The organism is Methanomicrobiales archaeon, from assembly GCA_030019205.1.
Lineage (GTDB): Archaea > Halobacteriota > Methanomicrobia > Methanomicrobiales > JACTUA01 > JASEFH01.
Genome location: JASEFH010000003.1, coordinates 100,883 through 121,140, shown reverse-complemented (window position 1 = coordinate 121,140; position 20,258 = coordinate 100,883). Strand labels below are relative to the sequence as shown.

The 20,258-nt window shown below is 65.0% G+C and carries 25 protein-coding genes; 4 read left to right on the top strand and 21 right to left on the bottom strand.

Going from position 1 to position 20,258, the window contains the following annotated elements:
- Window positions 1-13 precede the first annotated feature (13 nt).
- Together QMC96_03200 and QMC96_03195 are read right to left on the bottom strand one after the other, a co-directional pair.
- A complete protein-coding gene (locus QMC96_03200) occupies window positions 14-310 on the bottom strand; it encodes a hypothetical protein (protein ID MDI6875762.1) in 297 nt (98 codons plus the stop codon).
- Window positions 310-486 carry a hypothetical protein gene (locus QMC96_03195; GenBank protein ID MDI6875761.1) on the bottom strand — a complete coding sequence of 59 codons (177 nt, stop codon included), beginning with the start codon at window positions 484-486 and terminating at the stop codon, window positions 310-312. The genes QMC96_03200 and QMC96_03195 overlap by 1 nt, the downstream gene beginning before the upstream one ends.
- A gap of 79 nt (window positions 487-565) precedes the next feature.
- On the opposite strand from QMC96_03195, the gene QMC96_03190 reads away from it, so the two are divergent.
- Window positions 566-973 carry a helix-turn-helix domain-containing protein gene (locus QMC96_03190; GenBank protein ID MDI6875760.1) on the top strand — a complete coding sequence of 136 codons (408 nt, stop codon included), beginning with the start codon at window positions 566-568 and terminating at the stop codon, window positions 971-973.
- A 144-nt stretch (window positions 974-1,117) separates the two neighbouring features.
- Here QMC96_03190 and QMC96_03185 read toward each other — a convergent pair whose 3' ends face one another.
- From QMC96_03185 to QMC96_03135, 11 genes are all read right to left on the bottom strand, one after another.
- Entirely contained in the window at window positions 1,118-1,270 is a 153-nt protein-coding gene (locus tag QMC96_03185; GenBank protein MDI6875759.1) for a hypothetical protein, read from the bottom strand.
- The gene (locus QMC96_03180) at window positions 1,264-1,902 is read right to left on the bottom strand and encodes a V-type ATP synthase subunit D (GenBank protein MDI6875758.1); all 639 of its coding nucleotides are present in this window, start codon (window positions 1,900-1,902) and stop codon (window positions 1,264-1,266) included. Before QMC96_03180 ends, QMC96_03185 begins: the two co-directional genes overlap by 7 nt.
- Window positions 1,895-3,298 (bottom strand): V-type ATP synthase subunit B, encoded by a 1,404-nt coding sequence (locus QMC96_03175; protein ID MDI6875757.1) that lies wholly within the window; start codon window positions 3,296-3,298, stop codon window positions 1,895-1,897. Before QMC96_03175 ends, QMC96_03180 begins: the two co-directional genes overlap by 8 nt.
- Before the next feature lie 42 nt (window positions 3,299-3,340).
- Complete coding sequence (locus QMC96_03170; GenBank protein ID MDI6875756.1) at window positions 3,341-5,119, bottom strand: V-type ATP synthase subunit A; 1,779 nt, start codon at window positions 5,117-5,119, stop codon at window positions 3,341-3,343.
- Window positions 5,103-5,447, bottom strand: coding sequence for a V-type ATP synthase subunit F (locus tag QMC96_03165; protein MDI6875755.1), 345 nt, complete (start codon window positions 5,445-5,447; stop codon window positions 5,103-5,105). The genes QMC96_03170 and QMC96_03165 overlap by 17 nt, the downstream gene beginning before the upstream one ends.
- Complete coding sequence (locus tag QMC96_03160) at window positions 5,444-6,664, bottom strand: V-type ATPase subunit (GenBank protein ID MDI6875754.1); 1,221 nt, start codon at window positions 6,662-6,664, stop codon at window positions 5,444-5,446. Before QMC96_03160 ends, QMC96_03165 begins: the two co-directional genes overlap by 4 nt.
- Entirely contained in the window at window positions 6,661-7,260 is a 600-nt protein-coding gene (locus QMC96_03155; protein MDI6875753.1) for a V-type ATP synthase subunit E family protein, read from the bottom strand. The genes QMC96_03160 and QMC96_03155 overlap by 4 nt, the downstream gene beginning before the upstream one ends.
- 13 nt (window positions 7,261-7,273) lie before the next feature.
- Window positions 7,274-8,713: a V-type ATP synthase subunit K gene (locus tag QMC96_03150; protein ID MDI6875752.1), complete on the bottom strand. Its 1,440-nt coding sequence runs from the start codon at window positions 8,711-8,713 to the stop codon at window positions 7,274-7,276.
- Entirely contained in the window at window positions 8,706-10,694 is a 1,989-nt protein-coding gene (locus QMC96_03145) for a V-type ATP synthase subunit I (protein MDI6875751.1), read from the bottom strand. Before QMC96_03145 ends, QMC96_03150 begins: the two co-directional genes overlap by 8 nt.
- Window positions 10,678-11,010, bottom strand: coding sequence for a V-type ATPase subunit subunit G family protein (locus QMC96_03140; protein ID MDI6875750.1), 333 nt, complete (start codon window positions 11,008-11,010; stop codon window positions 10,678-10,680). Before QMC96_03140 ends, QMC96_03145 begins: the two co-directional genes overlap by 17 nt.
- A 246-nt stretch (window positions 11,011-11,256) precedes the next feature.
- Window positions 11,257-12,120 carry a universal stress protein gene (locus tag QMC96_03135; protein ID MDI6875749.1) on the bottom strand — a complete coding sequence of 288 codons (864 nt, stop codon included), beginning with the start codon at window positions 12,118-12,120 and terminating at the stop codon, window positions 11,257-11,259.
- 157 nt (window positions 12,121-12,277) lie between these two features.
- Between QMC96_03135 and QMC96_03130 the strand changes: the two genes are divergently transcribed.
- From QMC96_03130 to QMC96_03120, 3 genes are all read left to right on the top strand, one after another.
- Window positions 12,278-12,505: a ferredoxin gene (locus QMC96_03130; protein ID MDI6875748.1), complete on the top strand. Its 228-nt coding sequence runs from the start codon at window positions 12,278-12,280 to the stop codon at window positions 12,503-12,505.
- 157 nt (window positions 12,506-12,662) lie between these two features.
- On the top strand, window positions 12,663-13,922 hold the full coding sequence (locus QMC96_03125) for a permease (protein ID MDI6875747.1): 1,260 nt from the start codon (window positions 12,663-12,665) through the stop codon (window positions 13,920-13,922).
- Between the two features lie 37 nt (window positions 13,923-13,959).
- Window positions 13,960-14,346: a metalloregulator ArsR/SmtB family transcription factor gene (locus tag QMC96_03120; protein ID MDI6875746.1), complete on the top strand. Its 387-nt coding sequence runs from the start codon at window positions 13,960-13,962 to the stop codon at window positions 14,344-14,346.
- Between the two features lie 829 nt (window positions 14,347-15,175).
- Here the strand turns inward: QMC96_03120 and QMC96_03115 are convergent.
- From QMC96_03115 to QMC96_03080, 8 genes are all read right to left on the bottom strand, one after another.
- The gene (locus tag QMC96_03115; GenBank protein MDI6875745.1) at window positions 15,176-15,598 is read right to left on the bottom strand and encodes an arsenate reductase ArsC; all 423 of its coding nucleotides are present in this window, start codon (window positions 15,596-15,598) and stop codon (window positions 15,176-15,178) included.
- Window positions 15,599-15,612: 14 nt separating this feature from the next.
- Window positions 15,613-16,392, bottom strand: coding sequence for a DUF169 domain-containing protein (locus QMC96_03110; protein MDI6875744.1), 780 nt, complete (start codon window positions 16,390-16,392; stop codon window positions 15,613-15,615).
- Window positions 16,393-16,421: 29 nt separating this feature from the next.
- Window positions 16,422-16,814 (bottom strand): putative zinc-binding protein, encoded by a 393-nt coding sequence (locus tag QMC96_03105; GenBank protein ID MDI6875743.1) that lies wholly within the window; start codon window positions 16,812-16,814, stop codon window positions 16,422-16,424.
- Window positions 16,815-16,818: 4 nt separating this feature from the next.
- Window positions 16,819-17,055 carry a thioredoxin family protein gene (locus QMC96_03100; protein MDI6875742.1) on the bottom strand — a complete coding sequence of 79 codons (237 nt, stop codon included), beginning with the start codon at window positions 17,053-17,055 and terminating at the stop codon, window positions 16,819-16,821.
- Between the two features lie 111 nt (window positions 17,056-17,166).
- Window positions 17,167-17,607 (bottom strand): universal stress protein, encoded by a 441-nt coding sequence (locus QMC96_03095; protein ID MDI6875741.1) that lies wholly within the window; start codon window positions 17,605-17,607, stop codon window positions 17,167-17,169.
- 270 nt (window positions 17,608-17,877) lie between these two features.
- Complete coding sequence (locus tag QMC96_03090; protein MDI6875740.1) at window positions 17,878-18,741, bottom strand: universal stress protein; 864 nt, start codon at window positions 18,739-18,741, stop codon at window positions 17,878-17,880.
- Window positions 18,738-19,814: an ACR3 family arsenite efflux transporter gene (arsB, locus tag QMC96_03085; protein MDI6875739.1), complete on the bottom strand. Its 1,077-nt coding sequence runs from the start codon at window positions 19,812-19,814 to the stop codon at window positions 18,738-18,740. Before arsB ends, QMC96_03090 begins: the two co-directional genes overlap by 4 nt.
- 30 nt (window positions 19,815-19,844) lie before the next feature.
- Complete coding sequence (locus QMC96_03080; protein ID MDI6875738.1) at window positions 19,845-20,234, bottom strand: DUF2703 domain-containing protein; 390 nt, start codon at window positions 20,232-20,234, stop codon at window positions 19,845-19,847.
- Between the last annotated feature and the right edge of the window lie 24 nt (window positions 20,235-20,258).

Below are 20,258 nucleotides of genomic sequence, written 5' to 3'. Positions count from 1 at the left end.
CAGGATCGGCCTCTTACACGTCCCCGCGGATGCCAAGCAGGATCATCCGCTGCTCGCAGCGGATCCCCCGGTCTTCATCTTTTGCCACCGAAACGAGGTGCAGGGGTTTCACCGGATGCCCGATCGCTCCCGAGGTGATGACCCCTTCTCCCTCCAAAACGACGAAGACCACGGCATAGGGTTCGGGATGGGGAGGAATCTCCTGTCCCGCTTCGAGGCATACCAGGACGATATTCGAGCCCGCTGTCTTCAGGAGATCTTTTTTCAGCGGGCCCTCCCGGGAGAACTCGGCAAGGCTCAGGAGATTCATCAGCGCACCCGTGCTTTCTCCAGTTCGTGGAGCCTGCGGTCCACCACAGCCATCCGAATCCGCAGCACCGACTGCACGGCCTCCAGCATCCGGATCTCATCTTCCGGGGCGAGGGGTGCTGCACAGCAGCACTTCGCGCTCAGCCCCGCTGCACCATCGCATACCTGCCGGAACATTTGTCTATTCTTCCTGATTCTATCATAACTATCTATTGGATAGTATTCATAGTATCAAGTATATAGTAATGAAGCAACTATGTGCGAGAATAGCGAGACTCTCTGCGTTTGCCCCCTGGGGGGTATCCTCACCACCATATCGAAGAAGTGGGCGCTTCTTATCATCAACAAGCTCGGCACGGCAGGACGGCTGCGGTTCAACGACCTCCATGCCGAGCTGGAGGGGATCAGCCCGAAAACACTCTCCGATACGTTGAAAGAACTCCAGACCGAACGGCTGGTTGCCCGGGAATCCTTCTCTGAAATTCCTCCCCGGGTCGAGTATTCCCTCACCGAGGAGGGTCTCCAGCTCCGCGAAGCCATTGCACCTCTCCTGATCTGGGCCTCCCGTCGCGATGGTCTGAAAAGGGTTGACTGCGAGGTATCCTGCCGCCGGCGATCCTGCACCCCCGGAGGCAGGGCCTGCACCCGAAGACGGGGTACATAACCGGTAGTCCGGAAGTGCAGCCAGATAGTTGGCAACTTCTCTGTGCATCTCGAGCCGGCTATCGCAATGGAGAAGCGGTGTATTCTGCCTGTCCCGTGTCTTCGTCGCAGCCTTATCGACCGTATCCATCGCATCCCCCAACTTCTACAGGATTACACGAAATATTAAAACGAAAATCCCTGCAACGATCGCAACAACCGCCAGGACCCGGACCGCAAGCATGAGGAGGGAGAGCCGGACCCGGGTCTCCCGGCGGCGGAGCCGTTCTTCGAGCCAGCGGTCCCGCATGGCTACCACCCTTCCCCGCGTTTCGCCTTGGTGAGCTTCCGTCGGTAGAGATCCTCCCGCTCGAGCTCCTCGAGGTACTCCTCGATGTACTGCATGGTATCGCGGAGGCGGGGGAGCAGGATCAGGTCGAGCGCGTTCACCTTCCGGCGGGTGGCGGTGATCGCCTGCTCCAGCACCCGGAGTGCACCCTCCTCCCCGGCGAGCTGCAGGAGAAGTCGCAGGATGCGGGCGAACCGCGCCGCGGCGATCACGGAGAGCGGAGGCGTGCTGAGAGGGCAGTAGCCCTGAAGTTCGGCGGGTTCTTCGGGGAGCGCTGCGACCGCAGGCACACGGATCCCGAGCAGGGAGCGTTCTTCCATGGCAACCTCCCCGGCGTCCGGGATGGCATAGGCTGTCTCCCAGAGGGCCGGGCGGCCCACCGCCATCTCCGCATCCAGGAGCACTTCGTACGCCTCCGCGATCTCCCGTTCGAACGCCTCGCGGTGCGCCTGGTAAACGGAAAACCGCCTGAAGAACTCGAGCAGCATCGCGTTCAGCTTCTCTTCCAGGAGATCCCGTCCTTTTCTTGCGATCTCCTCCTGCCTGCGGAGCTTTAAGAGCTCGATCCTCGAGGGGCGGATGCCGGGGATGATCCTAGCCACGCCACTCCCTCCGTTCCCCGGGATAGTACTCCGCAATGAGTTCGGGCTCGATCCGCCGGAGTTCGGTGGGCGGGAAGAGGGCGAGGAGATTCCAGGCGAGCGTGAGGGTCTCCTCCACGGACCGCCGTAGCCCGGGGGGCTGATGCACGAACTCCCGCTCGAACCGTTCGGCAAACTCGAGGTAGAGGCGATCCATGGTGCTCAGGCTCTCTTCGCCGACCACCCCGACGAGGTTCCGTAGCGACCTCCCCCGCGCATACGCCGCATAAATCTGGTCCTTGACCTCGGCGTGATCCTTCCGGGTTCTCCCTTCCCCGATACCGCCCTGCATCAGCCGCGAGAGGGAAGGGAGCAGATCGATCGGCGGATAGATGCCCTTCCGCTGGAGATCGCGGGAGAGGACGATCTGCCCCTCGGTGATGTAGCCTGTGAGGTCCGGCACGGGATGGGTGATGTCGTCGTTCGGCATGCTGAGAATGGGAATCTGGGTGATCGAGCCCTTCCGCCCCCGTATGCGCCCGGCCCGTTCGTAGATGGATGCGAGGTCGGTGTACATGTACCCGGGGTATCCCCGGCGTCCGGGCACCTCCTCCCGTGCCGCGGCCACCTCGCGGAGAGCCTCGCAGTAGTTGGTCATGTCCGTGAGGATGACGAGCACGTGCATCCCGAGATCGAATGCCAGGTACTCCGCGGCCGTGAGCGCCAGCCGGGGCGTGATCAGACGCTCGATCACCGGATCCTCGGCGAGGTTCACGAAGACCACGGCCCGCTCGAGCGCCCCGGTCTGCCGGAAGTTCTGGATGAAGAAGTTCGACTCTTCGAACGTGATCCCCATCGCCCCGAAGACGACGGCGAACTCCTCCTCCCGGCCGAGCACCCGGGCCTGCCGCGTGATCTGGGCCGCGAGCTCGGCGTGCGGGAGCCCGGCGCCGGAGAAGATGGGCAGCTTCTGGCCCCGCACGAGCGTGTTCATGCCGTCCAGGGCCGACATGCCGCTCTCGATGAAGTCCCGCGGGAACTCGCGGGCATTGGGATTGATGGGATTGCCGTAGATGCTCCGACGCTCCTCCGGAATGAGGAACGCCCCGCCGTCGATCGGGTTCCCGACGCCGTTCAGGATCCGCCCGAGCAGTTCCGGGGTCACGCCGAACGTCAGGGTCTCGCCCGTGAACCGCACCGAGGTCCGTTCGGTGTCCAGATCCTGCGTCCCGCCAAAGACCTGCACGATCGCCAGGGAAGAACGGCTCTCCAGCACCTGGCCGAGCCGCTGGCCGCCCCCCGGCAGGATCACCTCGACGACCTCCCCGTACTCCACGCCTTCCACGCCGGAGACCGCGATCAGGGGACCGGTCACCCGGGTGACCGTCCGGTACTCCCGGTAGCGCCGCGAGGGCATCCCGGGTGACGTAGGCGGTCGTGATGGCTCCTGCATCGCCGTTCACCTCCGGATACGGGGTCCCCCGCGGACCGCAGCGAAAGCCTCGTCCATCTCCTTCTCAATCGAGGCATACTCGGCCGCAAATTCGGCGTCCGGGACGATTCCCATCCGCTCCAGGCGGTTTTTTACCGCCAGGCCGTGGATCGCCGCCGCGAGCGCCCCCGCTCTCACCGCTTCGCGCGCCCGGCCGTAGAAGCGTGCGAGGAGTTCGAGCATGGCATACTGTTTCTGCGGGGGACAGAAGGTGTCCACGGGATGGAACGCCGGCTGGATCAGGAAAGCGTCCCGGATCAGAGCAGCCTGCAGGAGCACAAGCTTGTCCTCTTCGGGCAGGACGTCCTCGCCCACCAGCTGCACCGTCTCTAAAAGTTCGCTCTCCTTCTGGAGAACCGCCATCATGGCGGCACGGTTCTCCGCCCAGCGTGGCCCCGCATGCTCCGTCCACCATCCCCGCACCATCTCCCCGTAGGCGGAGTAGGATGTCAGCCAGTTCACCGCGGGGAAGTGGCGGCGGTGGGCGAGGTCGGCGTCCAGCGCCCAGAGCACTTTGACCACGCGGAGCGTGTTCTGCGTGACCGGTTCGGAGAAGTCGCCGCCGGGCGGGCTCACGGACCCGATGATGGAGATGGAGCCGGTCCGCGCCGGACTGCCCTCCACCTCCACCCTCCCCGCCCGCTCGTAGAAGTCCGCGAGGCGGGAGGCGAGGTAGGCGGGGTAGCCCTGTTCGCCGGGCATCTCCTCCAGCCGCCCGGAGATCTCCCGCATCGCCTCCGCCCAGCGGGAGGTGGAGTCGGCCATCAGGGCAACGTCGTAGCCCATGTCGCGGTAGTACTCGGCGATGGTTATCCCCGTGTAGATGCTCGCTTCGCGGGCCGCCACGGGCATGTTGCTCGTGTTTCCGATGAGCACCGTCCGCTGCATGATCGACTCACCGGTGGCCGGATCCACGAGCGCCGGAAACTGCCGGAGCACGTCGGCCATCTCGTTCCCGCGTTCCCCGCAGCCGACATAGACGATGATGTCGGCGTTGACGTACTTGGCGAGCTGGTGCTGGACCACCGTCTTCCCGGCGCCGAAGGGACCGGGGAGAGCAGCGGTCCCGCCTTTGGCCAGAGGGAAGAAGGTGTCGAGCACGCGCTGCCCGGAGATCAGCGGGAGGAGGGGCTCGAGTTTCCTCCGGAACGGGCGGGCGGTGCGGACCGGCCAGGAGCGGAGCATGCGCACCTCGCGGACCGTGCCGCCCGATTCGATGGAGGCAATGGTGTCCTCGATGGTATAGCTGCCTGCAGGCGCGATCGCGGCGAGGCGGCCGGACACTCCCGGCGGCACCAGGACACGGTGGGTCAGGATGCGCCCCTCGGGGACGGTGCCGAGCGGATCGCCGGGACCCACCCGGTCGCCTACCTGCCGATCCGGGACAAAGTCCCAGCGGGCAGCCCGGTCCAGGGGAGGGGCCTGGATGCCCCGGAGAATGAAGTCGCCCGCGATGTCCTGCAGCACCCGAAGCGGGCGCTGGATACCGTCGTAGATGCGGCCCAGGAGACCCGGGCCCAGCTCCACGGAGAGAGGCATGCCGGTGGGGAGCACCGGCTCCCCCGGGGCGACACCGTCGGTATTCTCATAGACCTGGATCGTCGCGACGTCCTCCTCGAGTTCGACGATCTCCCCGACCAGGCGGTCCCTGCCGACCCGGACCACTTCGTACATCTGCGCCCCCCGCATCCCCCGGGCCGCAACGACGGCGCCGGAGACCCTGACGATCTCACCTGTGCTCCTCATCGCTCCTCACCATTCCCATCCGCTCCAGCCCCGCCAGCCTCCGTACGGATCGCAGGAAGCGGTCCTCATGCAGCACGGGTCCGGAGGGCCCGGGGCATTCCAGGATCAGGGGAAACACCCGGGACTCCGCCCGAATCCGTTCCAGTGTCGGTTCGATCTCGACGGCGAAACTGTCCTGAACGACCAGCACACCCAGATCCGGATCCTGCAGGGCCTTTTCGAGCGCCCCGGCTGCCTCCTCGCCATCCCGTACTGGGAACGTGGTGTGCACTCCGGCGAGCTCGAAGGCGAGGACCATCGTCTCCTCGCCGATGACGGCAATCTTCACAGGCGGTCCCCCCGCGTGACGAGAAGCGGTTGCATGCGCCCGGCCGGCATGCCCCGGGCCACGCCGGTCAGCACGACGTGCAGGTTCCTCGCCTCGTACTCCAGCGCAGTCAAGAATTCCAGGATCGGTCCCGCCTGCAGCGGATCGGTGGCGCCGAGAGATGCGGCATACTCCAGGAAGAACCGGTCCAGGGCGGCGAGAATCCCGCGGACATCCGGGTCCGCCTCGAACCCGCGGACCTCCGGTGCGAGGACCTCCCAGTACGCCGTGCGATCGAGGAACGCCATCGATTCGAGCAGGGTGGGCGCCTCTGCCATGTGCTCCAGGAGATCCAGCGGGAGCGCCCGGCCGCCGGGGACCAGGTATTCCTGGATGCGTTCCCGGCAGTGCCCGGAGGCCTTTCCCGAGAGGACCGCCAGGAGATTGGCGATATCGATGCGCGTGCCGGCGTAGGCGCCGATTGTGGCGCGGAGGCTGCGGTCGCTGCGCTGCACCGAGAGCGAGAGTTCCCGGAAGAAGTAGCGGTCCAGCGCGACGGTGAGCGGGAATACCTGGTTCTCCGCGCGGTACCGGGGGAGCGCCTCTTCCAGCACCCCGCCATAGGGCGTCCTCCCGAGCCGCTCGACCAGGTCTTCCATCGTCGGGGCCGCTGCCAGCTGCCGCAGGAGGGCGGGGTCGATTGTTCCGACCGGAGGGACCGCCGTCTCAATGTCGTCGGGAGGAATCCCCCGGTGTTTCCGGACGATCACACCCTTGAGGGCCCCGATCTCCGGCTCCAGGGCTAGCGCCCGGAAGAACGGCTGGATCCCCCGGGGCACGCTCGCCTGCAGGGCGAAGAACTCCGACTGCTGCCACGCCCTGATCCCTGCCCGGAGAGAGACGGGGTCGGACGGCTGGATCCCCGTCAGGTCGACGCCCTGCCGCTGGACGGCGTTCAGCACCTCGTCCGGGTGACGCGATCCCGTCAGCGAGTCCACGATCCCGCTCTCCACGAACGGCGTTCCGGTTGCCTTCACATGGGCGATGGGATAGGCGAACCGGGCGATCGAGAGCACCGGGAGAAGCGCCCCGGTGAGCAGGGCCGCAATCAGCGCAAGCGAGACGGCAACGAGCAGGAGGAGCACGATCACCTCGCCCGACGGCAGCCCCAGGAAGCCGCCGAGCTCGTCGATGAACGTAAGCGCGGTGTCCGCAGTGGGTGGTGCTGTGGGGATCATGGGCGGTCGAAGAGAATCCGGGATACTTCGGCGATCAGGGTCGGCCGCTCCCGCTGCAACCGCACTTCGAAGGTCTGGTTGACCTCCCGTTTGCCGTTCCGGGAGCGGATGATGGCTCCGCCGCTCGAGATGGATCCGTCCGCTGCCGGAACCACTTCGGCGGCCGTTCCGGGGATGCTGGCGGCGATCGAGCGGGCGAGCGGGAGGTCCCGCGGATGCACCAGGATCACGGCCTCCGCCTCCGCGAGGTGCCGGATCCCGTCCCCGATGAGGCGTAGGAGCAGGGCCGGATACGCCGGGGAGGCGACGATCTCGGGGAACCTGGCGCGGGCCGCATCGAGACATTCCTGGACTATCGCCGAGCGTTCCTCCCCGATCCGGCGGCGGGCATCCACGGCTGCGGCGGAGAGGATGCGGTCTGCCGTGGCCCTGGCCTCCCGGCGCCCGCCCTCCACCATTCGGGCGTATTCGTTCTCTGCCGCCTCCCTCTCGCGCCGGCGGATCGCCTCGGCTTCGGCTGCCGCCTCCCGCTCCACCGCCGCCGCACGGGACGCAGCGTCGGCCTGGATCTTCCCGATGATCTTCTCCACACTCATCTGCTCCCTCCTTTCAGCCGAAAACCCCGATACCGAAGAGGATTAAAATTGCGATCAGGAGCCCGAAGATCGCGAAGGTCTCGGCGATGACCGCGAAGATCAGGCTCCTGCCCATCGCCTCCTCCGACCTCGACGTCGCCTCGATTCCGGCAGCCGCGGTGATCCCCTGCCCGATCGCCGAGAGCCCCGCAAACCCCACGGCAAGCCCGGCGGCGATCGCAGCAAATCCGACCACGGCTGTGATGGTCACATCGCGCGTCAGGATACCGGTAAACGCCATGATCAGGACGGCCACCAGCAGGCCGTAGATCGCCTGCGTCTCCGGGATCACCGAGAAGATAACGCTCCTCCCGAACATTCCCTCCTTCTCGGCCGTAGCGGCGATCCCTTCGGATGCCGTGATCCCCTGGCCGATCGCCGAGAGCCCGGCGAGCCCCACGGCAAGCCCGGCACCGATCGCCGCAAATCCCGAGGCGGCCATGATAGTGACATCCCTCGTGAGAATGCCGGAGAACGCCATGACCAGCACGGCAACGAGGAGGCCGTAGATCGCCTGGGTCTCCGGGATCACCGAGAAGACCAGGCTCTTTCCGAACATCTCGTCGTTCTCGGTGGTGGCTGCGATGCCCGACGCGGCGGTGATCCCCTGACCTATGGCCGAGAGCCCGGCGATGCCGACGGCAAGCCCGGCGCCAACCGCGGCGAGGCCCGCCGCAATCGAGATGGTCACATCCTGGGTCAGGATACCGGTAAAGGCCATGATCAGGACCGCGACCAGGAGGCCGTAGATCGCCTGGGTCTCCGGGACGACGGAGAATATCAGGCTTTTCCCGAACGACTCCCGCCTCGCCGCCGAGGCCGTCGCTCCAGCAGAGGCCGTGATCCCCTGGCCGATCGCCGAGAGTCCGGCGAATCCCACGGCGAGCCCGGCACCGATGGCGGCCAGCCCCGTGGCAGAGGTCGTCTGGACGTCCCGGGTGAGGATGCCCGTGAAGGCCATGATCAGCACGGCGACGAGGAGGCCGTAGATCGCCTGGGTTTCGGGAATGACCGAGAAGACCAGGCTGCGTCCAACGGATTCATCGTCGCGTGCCGATGCGCCGATCCCGGCCGCCGCCGTGATCCCCTGTCCGATCGCCGAGAGCCCGGCGAGCCCCACCGCGAGCCCGGCACCGATGGCGGCCAGCCCCATCGGCACGCTCACGTCCGCCGCCTCGCCGCCCAGGATGCCCGTGGAGACCAGGATCAGGATGGCGACCAGGAGCCCGTAGATCCCCTGGGTCTGCGGGATCGCCTGGAACAGGAGCGATGACCCGAATTTCTCCGGGCGGTTCGCACTCACGCCGGATCCTGCGGCACCGGCGATCCCTACCCCGATGCCGGCCCCGATCGCCGAGAGCCCGGCTGCCAGGCCGGCGCCGCCCAGGGCCAGCGCGGTGCCGACTTCACTCATGCCGCTCCCCCCGGTCTGCACGGATCGTGTAGATGCGGTCCGCCGAGAACGGCGCGAATCTGCGGCCGCCGCCGCGGTAGAACTTCCCGAAAAACTCGACATACTGGAGGCGAAGCGCATGGATCATGCCCCCGAGGGTCTGGAGGACCAGGTTGAGCAGATTCGCGACGATCCAGAAGATCACGGCAGCGACCAGAAGGAGCGGGTGGATGGCGGCGATCATCGCCGCCAGGATATTGATGGTCAGGATGATCCCCGCCGTCGCGAGATCGAGCGCGAGCAGCCGCGTGTAAGAGAGCCAGTCCCCGAGAAAACCCGTGAGGCCGAAGAAGCCGAGCGGTCCGCGGTGCAGGAAGATGGCGGCAATGGATGCGGCGGCAGCGGCAGCGGCGGGCAGGATCCAGGCGTCGGGAATCGGCTGCCATGCGAAGAAGTCGAGCATGAGCACCGCGGCCGCTGGCTGCAACAGGAACCAGACCCCCTGCTCGAAGAAGGCCTCGCGGTAGCGGTGCGCCTGCACATTCTCGTGGACGGCGAGCAGCAGCCCGAAGTTGATCTGCAGGATGCCGATGGCAAGGGCGACGACGAGGATCGTCACCGGCTGCTGCAGGGGATCGACGAGCACGAACGGGGGCCGGATTCCGAAGAACCGGGGGAGGGCGTCCCCGAAGTAGCTGCCCTGCAGGATGCCGAAGATAGTGCCGGAGACCCCGCATGCGGCCAGGACGAGCGCCAGGTCGCGGATCGTCGGGCTGACCGTGCCGGCCCCGCGATAGAGGAGGAGTGCGGCGAGGGTGAGGATCGCTCCATAGGCGGCATCCCCCAGCATGAACCCGAAGTAGAGCACGATGATCGGGGCGATGATCACCGTCGGGTCGATCTCGTGGTAGCGGGGGCGGGAGAAGAGGGTCGTGAACATCTCGAAGGGGCGGGCCCATGCGGGATTCTCATAGGCGACCGGTGCCGGGTTCTCACCCGCTGCAGGGGGAGCGAAGCGGCAGAACGCATGCCCCTCCGCCGCCTGCTCCACCAGATTCTCCAGGCGATCGCGGTCCGTTGCCCGGAGAAAACCCTGGACGACGGCGGTCTCCTCCGTCCCTGCCAGGAGTGCGGCCGCCTCCCCCTCTTCGGCGAGCACCTCCATCTCTTCGCGGTAGGCGATGAGGAGCGGTTCCAGTGCAGCGGCGAGATCCCGGAGCTCCCCAAGGAGATCTCGGATCCTATCCTCAACGGTATTCCGCTCTGCCGTCAGCTGCTCGACCACCTCCCGGGCCGATCCCTTCATCCCCGCTAGAAGGATCGGTTCGAAGGAGTGTCGGCGGAGGACTCCGTCCACGGTCTCCGCGTGCTCCCGTAGCGTGGCTACGACGACCGTCGTCCCCTCCGGCGTTTCGAGAGTGCGGGCGATCCATTCGTCCCCCCCGACAGTTTCCAGCTCCCGGATGAGTGCCCCGGACTCTTCCGCAGGTACAAGGCCGGCGGAGATGGAGAGGTAGGCGGAACTGCCCAGGTGTTCCGGCCTAACACCGAAGGGGACGAGGAGCCCGGCGGCGTGCACGTCTCTTTCCAGAGAGGCCCGCGTATCCCGAAGCTGGGCAACCTCCTTCTGGATCTCGAGGGCCCGCTCCCCCCTGCGAACGATCTCCTCGACATCGTCCAGGATCCCGGGTAAGGGACGGACAGGAACCGCGATCTTCCGGGCCGGCTCGCGGACCGTCAGCTGGCCAAAGAGAGACGGTTCGGAAGGCCTGGTTTCGGCGAGAGCCCCCAGGATGCGGTCGAGTCGCAGCCGGTACGTGGCGCAGACCGTCGTGAACGGCGCCTTCTGTCCCGGCTTCAGGAGCGCTGCCCCGTCCTCCTGCCCGGCGGACACCGCGTGGATCTCCAGGATCCCGCCCTCGTGGAGGGCCTGGAGGACCGCATCCCGATACGCAGCGTGGACGCCGATGGTTCCCGACAGCATCCTAGCGGGGCGGAACATCGGAATCCCCTGTCACCCGCTGAAGGACATGCGCCAGCGCCTGTTGAAATCTCGGCTCTGCAGCACGGCGAATCGCGGTGGCCTGCTCCTCCGCCTCACGGCGCATCCGGTCCGCCTGCGCCTCCGCTGCCCGACGGGACCCTTCGATCACCCGCCGCACCTCCGCCCGGGACTCCTCCTGCCTTCGACGGCGGATCGCACCCGCTTCTTCGCGTGCCCGGTCGAGCGTCGCCTGAGCCCGTTCCCGGGCTTCCCGGATCCGATCGAGGGCTTCCGCTTCGGCCTGCTTTATCCGTTCAATCTCGCCTTCGGCCATGTGGCCACGACCCTATATCCCGCATGCCCCGATCCCGCACTGGACGCGATACGGTTCCCCCTCCCACCCGATCACCTGCGATCGGGGATGTACATCCCCCTCGTTTCAAATTTTATTGAAGACCTCTACCTCGATTTTATTTATACATTATTCTTGCCCCTCTGGCCGGAGCATGCGCGGGCTCCGCATATCGGATGGCACTCTGCTCCGCGGGAGGTCGCCGCACGATTCCCTCCTGCGGGGGCGCTATCGGACGAGGAGGATGTGCGATCCGGACCGATGCACGAGCGTCTCGCTGACGCCGCCAAGCGCCATGGATGCAAGATTCGTCCTCCCCTTCGCTCCGAGGACGATCAGGCTGATATCGTCGTCCCGTGCAATCGCAAGGAGTTCTTCGATCGCGTCTCCGGTCCGGAGGAGGGTGGTGACGTGCCCGAACCCGAGACTCTCGAAGTGGACCTTCAGATCCTCCAGGCGCCGTGCGTCCCTTCGGTTGAACTCCTCCATCTGGACGGCCGTTGCATGGGCAAGGGTACGGGTATCCTGGATGTGGGCGACGATCAGTTCGGCGGGACGGGCGTCTGCCATCTGCTCGATGAGCGGGATACACTTCAGGGAGTCGGGGGAAAAATCAATGGGGAAGAGGACCCTGCGGAAGATCGTCGCGCTGGTGGGCAGGCAGGTGGTCACCTCTCCGGGCTGGACGATGTGCATCCGCACGAGGAGCACGGGCACGGACGCATGGTGGAGGACATTCTCGGTCTCCGCCCCGAGGTACTCGGGGCGGACCAGCGCCCGGCTGTGGGAGCCCAGCAGGATGAACGAATACCCCTCCTCTGCAGCCGTATGCACGATGGCGATCCAGGGGGTCCCGACGGCTACCCGGCAGTCGATCGCGGCGGGGCGGCACTGCTCCAGCCGGGTCTTCCACTCTTCGAGCGTTTTGCGGCTGTACTCGAGAGTTTCCGGTTCCGCCAGGGCATTCTCACGGTCCACCACGTGGAACAGCGTGATGCGACGTACGCCGGCAACGACCACCTCTTCGGCTGCACGCACCAGCCTCTCCATGCTCGGGGAGAGATCCACGGGGAAGAGCACGTCTCCGAACATCCCGATCACCCCTGAGTAGGCGCAGGATCTTTATGCAGGTTGCGGAGCGGGAGACGGGAGTCCCCGCAATAGCGGCAGGAATCTCCCTCTGCTCGTGCTGCCTCGAACGCCCGGGATCTCCATCACAATTATCAGGTACCGCGGCTCTGGTGATGCGATGACAAAGGTTATCATCACACGGGAAGGGTGCACCAGCTGCGGGACCTGCTGGGATATGTGCCCGGAGTTTTTCGAAGAGAATCCCGACGATTCGCTCAGCCAGGTGCGGGAGGAGTATCGGGTCGGGGGAAATCCCGCGGAAGGCATCGTGCCCCCTGACATGGAGGATTGCGTGCGGGAGGCCGCCGATGCCTGCCCGGTCGAGGTCATCCTGGTCGAGGAGTAGCGTTCCGGAATAGGTCGTTGGTCCAATTTCGTGGTGGGCTGCATGCTACCTGCTTTTCGTGCATGCAAACCCACCCATCCTGTGCTGGACCCGGTCAGGAGAGGGAGATAGGGGCCTGCCGATCACTTTATCTGTATATTCGAATATACGAATATATATGGCGACCCTCAACGATCTCTTTACAGCAGGCCAGTACTTCCTGACCATCACGATCGAGCTGGTCATCCTCTTCATCGGGATCAGCTTCCTCGTCGGGCTCATCCAGGAGTACGTCCCCGAGGAGAAGATCCGCCGCTCCCTGACCGGACGGCACCCCGTCTTCAGCGCAGGCCTCGGCGCCATCTTCGGGGCGCTCACCCCGTTCTGCTCCTGTTCCACCATCCCGGTGCTGGTCGGCCTGATCCGCACCCGGGTCCCGTTCGGGGCGTGCATGGCATACCTGTTCGCCTCGCCGCTGCTGAACCCCATCATCGTCTTCATGGTGCTCGCGTTCTTCGGCATGGTCCCGACCGCGATCTACGCCGCCCTGACGTTTCTCATCGCGGTCCTCGCGGGCCTCGTCCTGGAGCGAAGCGGCTACCTGCGCTACGTCAAGCCGGCCGCGACGGGTGCAGGTGGTGCGGTGTTGCAGGAGCAGCTGCCAGCTGCCGGCATCGCCGCACCCGCAACGGCGACCCAGACCGCCTGCTGCGCCAGTCTGGAAACCGGCCCGGGCCCATCGTCCAGCGGCTGCTGCAGCAAGGATCCCGTTCCGGCGCCCGCTGCCAGCTGCTGCCCCGGCAGCGCAGAGGTGCCCCCGGCACCAGCAGTCGGTGGCTGCTGCGGCATCCCTCCTGCTCCCGAACCGGAACCGGGCCGCTGCTGCGATATCGAGCTCCCGAGGGAACCGGCATCCGGCGGATGCTCCTGCAACAGTGCTCCCGCTCCCGCGCCGGCGCCCTGCCGCTCTCGGGAACCTGATGAGACGGCACCGCCCTCGGTCCACCGCACCCGTCTCCTCTCCGCGCTCCGCTTCGCGTTCGGCATCTTCCGCCAGGTGGTTCCCTATCTCCTGCTCGGCGCCGCGATCGGGGCGTTCATCTACGGCTTCGTCCCCGAGGACCTGATCGTCTCCGTCGCCGGCCCGGGCAACCCTCTCGCCATCCCGTTCGCCGCGGTCATCGGCGTCCCGATGTACATCCGGGCCGAGACGATCATCCCGATCAGCGCCGTTCTCCTGGCCAAGGGGATGGGGATCGGCGCGATCATGGCGCTGATCATCGGGGGCGCCGGCGCCAGCATCCCCGAGGTGACCCTGCTCGCCTCCATCTTCCAGCGCCGCCTGGTGGCAGCGTTCGTCGCCACCGTGATGGGAGTCGCGATCGTGACCGGCATCCTGATGCAGATCCTCCAGACTGCCGGCGTGCTGGGGGTGTGAGCGGCCCATGCCATCAGAAAATGCGCCGGGTGAGCAGATGAAGGCGGTACGGACCGATAGCGCCGTGCTCCAGGCCTATACCGCCCTATTCAAGGCGCTCGCGGACGAGACCCGGCTGCGCATCTACCTGCTGCTGGGGGGAGGCGAGGTCTGCGTATGCCAGATCCAGGTGGCCCTCGGGATGCCGCAGGCGAAGATCTCGCGCCACCTCACGGTCCTTCGCCATGCCGGCCTGGTGGCCGCCCGGCGGGAAGGATTATGGATGTACTACTCGCGGGCGGCGCCATCGGCCCCCTCGCTGCGTGTTTTCATGGAGCTGCTTGCCGCGCGGCTCGAGGCGGACCCGGGGCTCATGGCCGCGGTCGTGGCCAACCCGCAGTACGCGACCCTGCCCCTCGACGAGATGGCGCGGATGGCGCGGTGAGATCCACGGGAGTAAGGGGGAGGTCGTTGGCCGGAGAAGCATTCCTCTTGCCGTTCCTTCGCCGGTCTTCCGTATGATTGCAGGCGAGGATCCAGACTGCCTCGATCCTCGAGAATGCATATTCAGCCAGGTGCTAATGTCTCCAGACCTCGACCATGGACTGATCGCCATGGTATCCGACAAACGTCTCCAGAGCACCAGCAACGGAACATGGTTCATGGATAGAGATGTTCGGAGGGTTCTACTGCTGATTGTCACCTGTCTCTCCCGAACCCCCAGTTTCCTGCATCGGGCCCGCCTTTCAGTGAATTGGTCCTTGAGCAGCTGCATCTCTGAATCGTTGAGGGACGGGACGATCCTCTCAGCAAAATCAATTCCCTCCGTATTGCTGGCAACTCTTGCAGCAAATCCACGGACCGCCGCAGAACAAGCCATACCGTACCTGCTGGTACCCCGGACGGCGACAAGGTTTCCCCCCTCCAGAGGTCGATCTCCAGATCCTATCCAGGGCGCACGTCGTTATCCAGGTACTTCATCGCCATCATCAACGACGCCGGGCACTACGTAAAGTTGTAGTGTTGCCGGCAATAGGGAATATCCATATGGATTGGCTCTCCGCGCTCAGCCCGCATATCTTATCCTCATTTTTATCAACCGGGGATCTCCATTCCGGTGGCAGTGATTGTGTTTTTCGGCATTGTTCCCGGGTTGTAGTGGTGATCCGTCACGGACCATGCGGAGTTCCCACCCCCAGGAGGGGATATCCTACCCTAAAAGGATGGGCAGTAATCCTCTCATCACTCCGATGACGGTATAATCCTTCGAAGTTTCAGGCTTTCTTGACGCCCCCGAAGGTGGCATCGATCCAGCGGGCGATCCCGTCGCGCACGCGCCGGTAGCCGGCGAGGACCTCCTCCTCCGTCCCGGTCAGGTGTTCGGGGTCCGCAAACGCCTGGTGGACGACTTCTTTTGCGCCCGGGCAGAAGGGGCAGGCCGCCGTGGCCTCGTCGCAGATCGTGACGGCGAGGTCCACCTCCCTATCGAAGAACTCCTCGAGCGGCTTGGAGCGCTGCCCGGAGATGTCGATGCCGATCTCCTGCATCACGCGGACCGCGCGGGGGCTCAATCGCGTCGGCTGCGTCCCGGCGCTAGAGGCCTCGTAGCGGTCGCCGTAGCGGGCCCGCAGGTAGCCCTCCGCCATCTGGGAGCGGGCGGCGTTGTGCGTGCAGATGAAGAGTACTTTCTTTTTCATGCTACCCCTCCCTCTCAGAATGTGGAGCAGGACTCCCGGGGGTGGTCCCTGGCCATATGCTTTTTCAGGGCAGCGAGAGCGTGCGTCTCGCGGGAATGCGGGAGCGCTTTCTTCTTCAGGTATTCGAGGTGCTCGACGATTGCCGGGAGGAAGTCCGCCGGGAAACCCAGGACCGTCTCTCCCGGCCCGATATCCGTCGCATCCCGGCAGCCGTAGCAGCCGAGACCGAAATTCAGGCGGTTCTCCAGGTACGGCACAACGGTGGAGTCCACGCAGGTCGCCTGGAGGACTGCCGTGGATCCCGCGACCCGCTCCCCGCCCGTGGCGTGCATGTAGGAGAGGACGATCCACATCAGCTTCTCGGCCTCGTCCTCCACGACAACCAGATCCGGCACCTCCTCCGCCCTATCGAGCGGGAAGACATCCAGCTGGACGACCTGCCCCGGTTCGAGGACCGGCATCCGCTCGAACATCGTCTTCCCCACCGCTTCTTCTGCAGTGATGCCGAACCCCATCAATCCCTTGCCGCTCCGGAGGGGTTCCGGGAGCGGCCGGAACCCAAAAGCCCGTGCCGCCGCAGGGCACGAAATCGTCTTCTCCGTCACCACCACGTGGTCCCCGTGGCGGGCCCGCATCAGCGCCTGGCAGTAGCGGTGACCTTTCGCCGGCTCCGCACCCGGGACCTCCGTATCGGTCTTCAGGAACCGCACTCCGATCGGGGATCCGGAGAGTCCGAGGGCGTCCTTCATCACGGAGGCCAGCCTTCGCACTTCTTCTGCTGTAATGTCAGTCATTTTACGATCACGTACCGCTGTGCATCCTTCTACCGTTTCCAGGCCTCCGCCACGACAACCTCGATCTCGTCCTCGCCCGGGATCGGGTCGCCAGTCTTCTTCACTCCCAGATCCGTAACAACAAGGTGGACGTCTGCGGTAAGCCCCTCCCTCTCCAGGATCTTCCGGGCGCAGGCAACCGCGCAGCCATCGATGGCAACGAGTTCTTCGGCCGTTTCTACTTTCTGGAGCGTGGAGGGCGCCTGCACTGCAAGCCCCGCCGTGCATGCCAGGATACCGTAGCCTTCAAGCGCCAGCTGCACTGCCGCAGAGTTCGAGACCTGCCCGGTGCTGGAGGCCCCCGCGCACGAAAAGAGCACCCGTCTCTTCCCACCCTCGGAGACGCCCGGTCCGCCGCACACGCACGATGCATCTTCTTTCATCTTTTCACCCCTTCAGGATCTCTTTTATCTCTTTTACATCCGCCACACGGCCCACCACCTTCGCCTCGCCGTCGACGAAGAGGGCCGGCGTCAGCATCACCCCTCGGTCCAGGATCTCGGTGAGGTCATCGACTTTCACGATCTCCGCCTGGATCCCCAGGTCCTTCACCGCTTCCTCCACGTTCCTGATCGTCTGTCTGCACTTCGTGCATCCGGTGCCCAGTATCTCAATCTTTCTCAAACACGATCACATCCTTCCATTTCCTCACCAGCGTCGCTGCCGGTGCTTCGCATGCATACTTCCCGAAAGGGATCAACCCCCCTGCCGGCGCAGTCCGGATCGTATCCCTCCCTACCGAGGAACACCCCTGCATGTTCCATCCACGGATGTGAACCATCCCTGCACGACACCACGATTCCTCACAGGGGGTTCATCGCACCACGAATGCAGGCACCTTCGCACGGCGGAGGGTTCCTTCGGAGACGCTCCCGAGGATGGCTGCCCAAATCTTCCCCCCTTTCCCTGCGCACCTATCACGATGATACCCGCATCCTCCTCTTCTTCTGCGACACGGGCGATGATGCCGCGGGATTTCCCGAACTCGATTCTCACCTCCGCCTTCGGCCCTTCCCGCTGGATCCGCCCTTGGACTTCTCCGGCCCTCTTCCGCTCCACTCGGGCCATCGGCTCGAGAGCATCCTCCTTGAAGGTCTTCGGATCCAGACCCGATCTCCGAGATCCCTCCATGATGGATGCAAACCCGAAGACTTCGATGATGCGGGGTACAACCATCTCTTCGGCCCCTGCGATAGGGGATCGCCCCCCTGCGTCTGCAGAGAAATCCGTCGTGTAAAGCACCTTGTGAAACGACAGTTCTTTCCTTCTTGACGGTTCATCCTTTTGCCATTCACGAACAGTGTCCGGGCCAGAAAGTGTGTCCTCTGGCACGGTCTGGACCCGGTACGATATTCACCGCCTTTTCACTGCAGGGGCCACAGGCTCATCCTGATGTATCCCGCAAGATGCCTGAATTCTCACGTATACCACGCACCATCCTCCCGCTTACCGCATCACCAGCACGTGGACCGGTGCCTGGTGGACGATCGTCTCGGTCACACCTCCGAGCAGCATCTCGCGGACGCCCGTGCGCCCCTTCGCGCCCATCACGATCAGGGTGGGCTCGCGGGTGCGGGCGAGCTCCAGGAGTTCGGCAATCGCATTTCCCGTGCGGAGCACCGTGGTCACCTTCCCGAACCCTGCACGCTCGAACTGCTCTTTGAGCGCTTCCAGCCGTTCGGTATCCCGTCGGTTGAACTCTGCCATCTGCTCCTCCGTGACGTGGCCCAGGCGCCGGGTGTCCTGGATGTGAGCGACGATCAGCTCCTCCGGGCGGGCTGCCGCCAGCCAGGAGAGGCAGGGGATACAGAGCAGGGCGTCTTTGGAGAAGTCTGTCGCGTACAGGATGCGCCTGAAGAGCCGATCCGTCGAGAGGCGGCAGACCAGGCCACCCTCGGCCTCCAGGATCTGGAGGCGCACAACGAACAGGGGCTTCCGCACCGAGTGGAGCACCTCTTCCGTGGTGCTCCCGAGGAGGAGCCGGGAGAGCTGCGTGCTCCCTCGGGATCCCATGACGACGAGAGAAACGTCCGGGTCTTTCGACCGCTCCAGGATCTCGTATGCAGGGAAGCCGTCCACCACCCCGGTCGTGACCGCCTTCACCCCGCAGGCGAGGAGCCGATCCTTCCACTCCTTCATTTTTGCTTCGTCATACCGGCGGATCGCGGGATCCGCGAGGGTATGCCGGACGCTCATCACGTGCAGGAGGGCGACCTTCTCGATGCCCGCCCGCGCCAGTTCCTCCACGGCGGAGAGGATCTTCTCGGCGCTCTCCGCCATCTCGAGAGGTACGAGAATGGTTCCTCTCATGCGGCACCCCCGAATATGTTCTGGGTTCGTAAACAGATCTTGACCAGCATCAGCATCACCGGCACCTCGATCAGGACACCGACCACCGTTGCGAGCGCTGCCCCTGACTGGAGCCCGAAGAGGATCGTGGCCGTCGCGATCGCCACCTCGAAGTGGTTGGAGGCCCCGATCATCGACGCCGGCGCGGCATCCCGGTAGTCGAACCGCAGCTGCCAGGCGGCGATGTAGCCGAGGGTGAAGATCAGCACCGTCTGGATGAAGAGGGGGATCGCGATCCAGAGGATGGTGAGCGGGTTCGCCACGATGACGTCCCCTTTGAAGGAGAAGAGGAGGACAAGCGTACCGAGGAGGGCCGCGATGCTCACCGGGGTGAGCACGGGGAGGAAGCGGCTCTCGAACCAGGGCATCCCCTTCCTCCGGATGGCCCACTTCCGGGAGTAGTAGCCGGCCACTAACGGGAGGGCGACGTAGATCCCCACGGAGAGCAGGATCGTCTCCCAGGGGATGGGCATTGCGTTCACCCCGAGCAGGAAGCCGCCGAGCGGTGCGTAGAGCACGAGCATCGTTAAGGAGTTGATCGCGACCATCACGAGCGTCAGGCCGTCGTTGCCCCGGGCCAGGTAGCTCCACATCAGCACCATGGCGGTGCAGGGGGCGATGCCGAGGAGGATGCAGCCGGCGACGTAGCTCCGCCAGAGCTCCACCTCCACGCCATTCGGCAGGATCTCTGTGCCCGGGATGAAGCCGACAAAGAGGTATCCCAGGAAGAACGAGGCGATCAGGTACATCGTGAAGGGCTTGATCGCCCAGTTGAGGAAGAGCGTGAGCCCCACCGGCCGCGGGGTCCTTGCCGCCCGGATCACCTCGGCAAAGTCGATCTTCACCATGATCGGGTACATCATGAAGAAGAGGGCGATCGCTATCGGGATCGAGACCTGGTAAATCGAGAGGGCGTCGAGCGCAGTAGCGACGCCGGGGGCCAGCCTCCCGAGGAGGATGCCGCCGATGATGCAGAGGCCCACCCAGAGTGTCAGGTACTTCTCAAAGAATGAGAGTTGCCGTTCTTTTACCATAGATGGTCGTGTTTCTCTCCCTCGGAATCCCTAAAGATACGCGAGCATCCTGAGCACAGCGGAGCGGATGAGATCCGCCGGCACCTGCTCGTACCGGGTGCCGCCCACATCCAGAGCCCGGCAGCAGCTCTCCTGCCCCGTCAGAGTCGAGCAGGAGGGGCAGGGCGTGGGGGCGACCTCCGCGGCCACGATCGCCTCGATCGGAACCCCGTTGATCAGGATCGCGTTCGACTCGCCGATCCGGTCTGCGGAGAGCGGGGTATCCCGGATGCGGACCGTGATCCCCTCCAGTTTCCCTTCTTTCTGCAACCCCTCGACGGCGCGGCGGATCTCCTGGATCGTGCCCGCACACCGTTCGCAGGTCTCGCCTTCCACATCGAGGTGCTTCCACTCGATGACCAGCAGCTTCTGATCGTTCATTCTAACTCCCTCTCTTCTGGAACG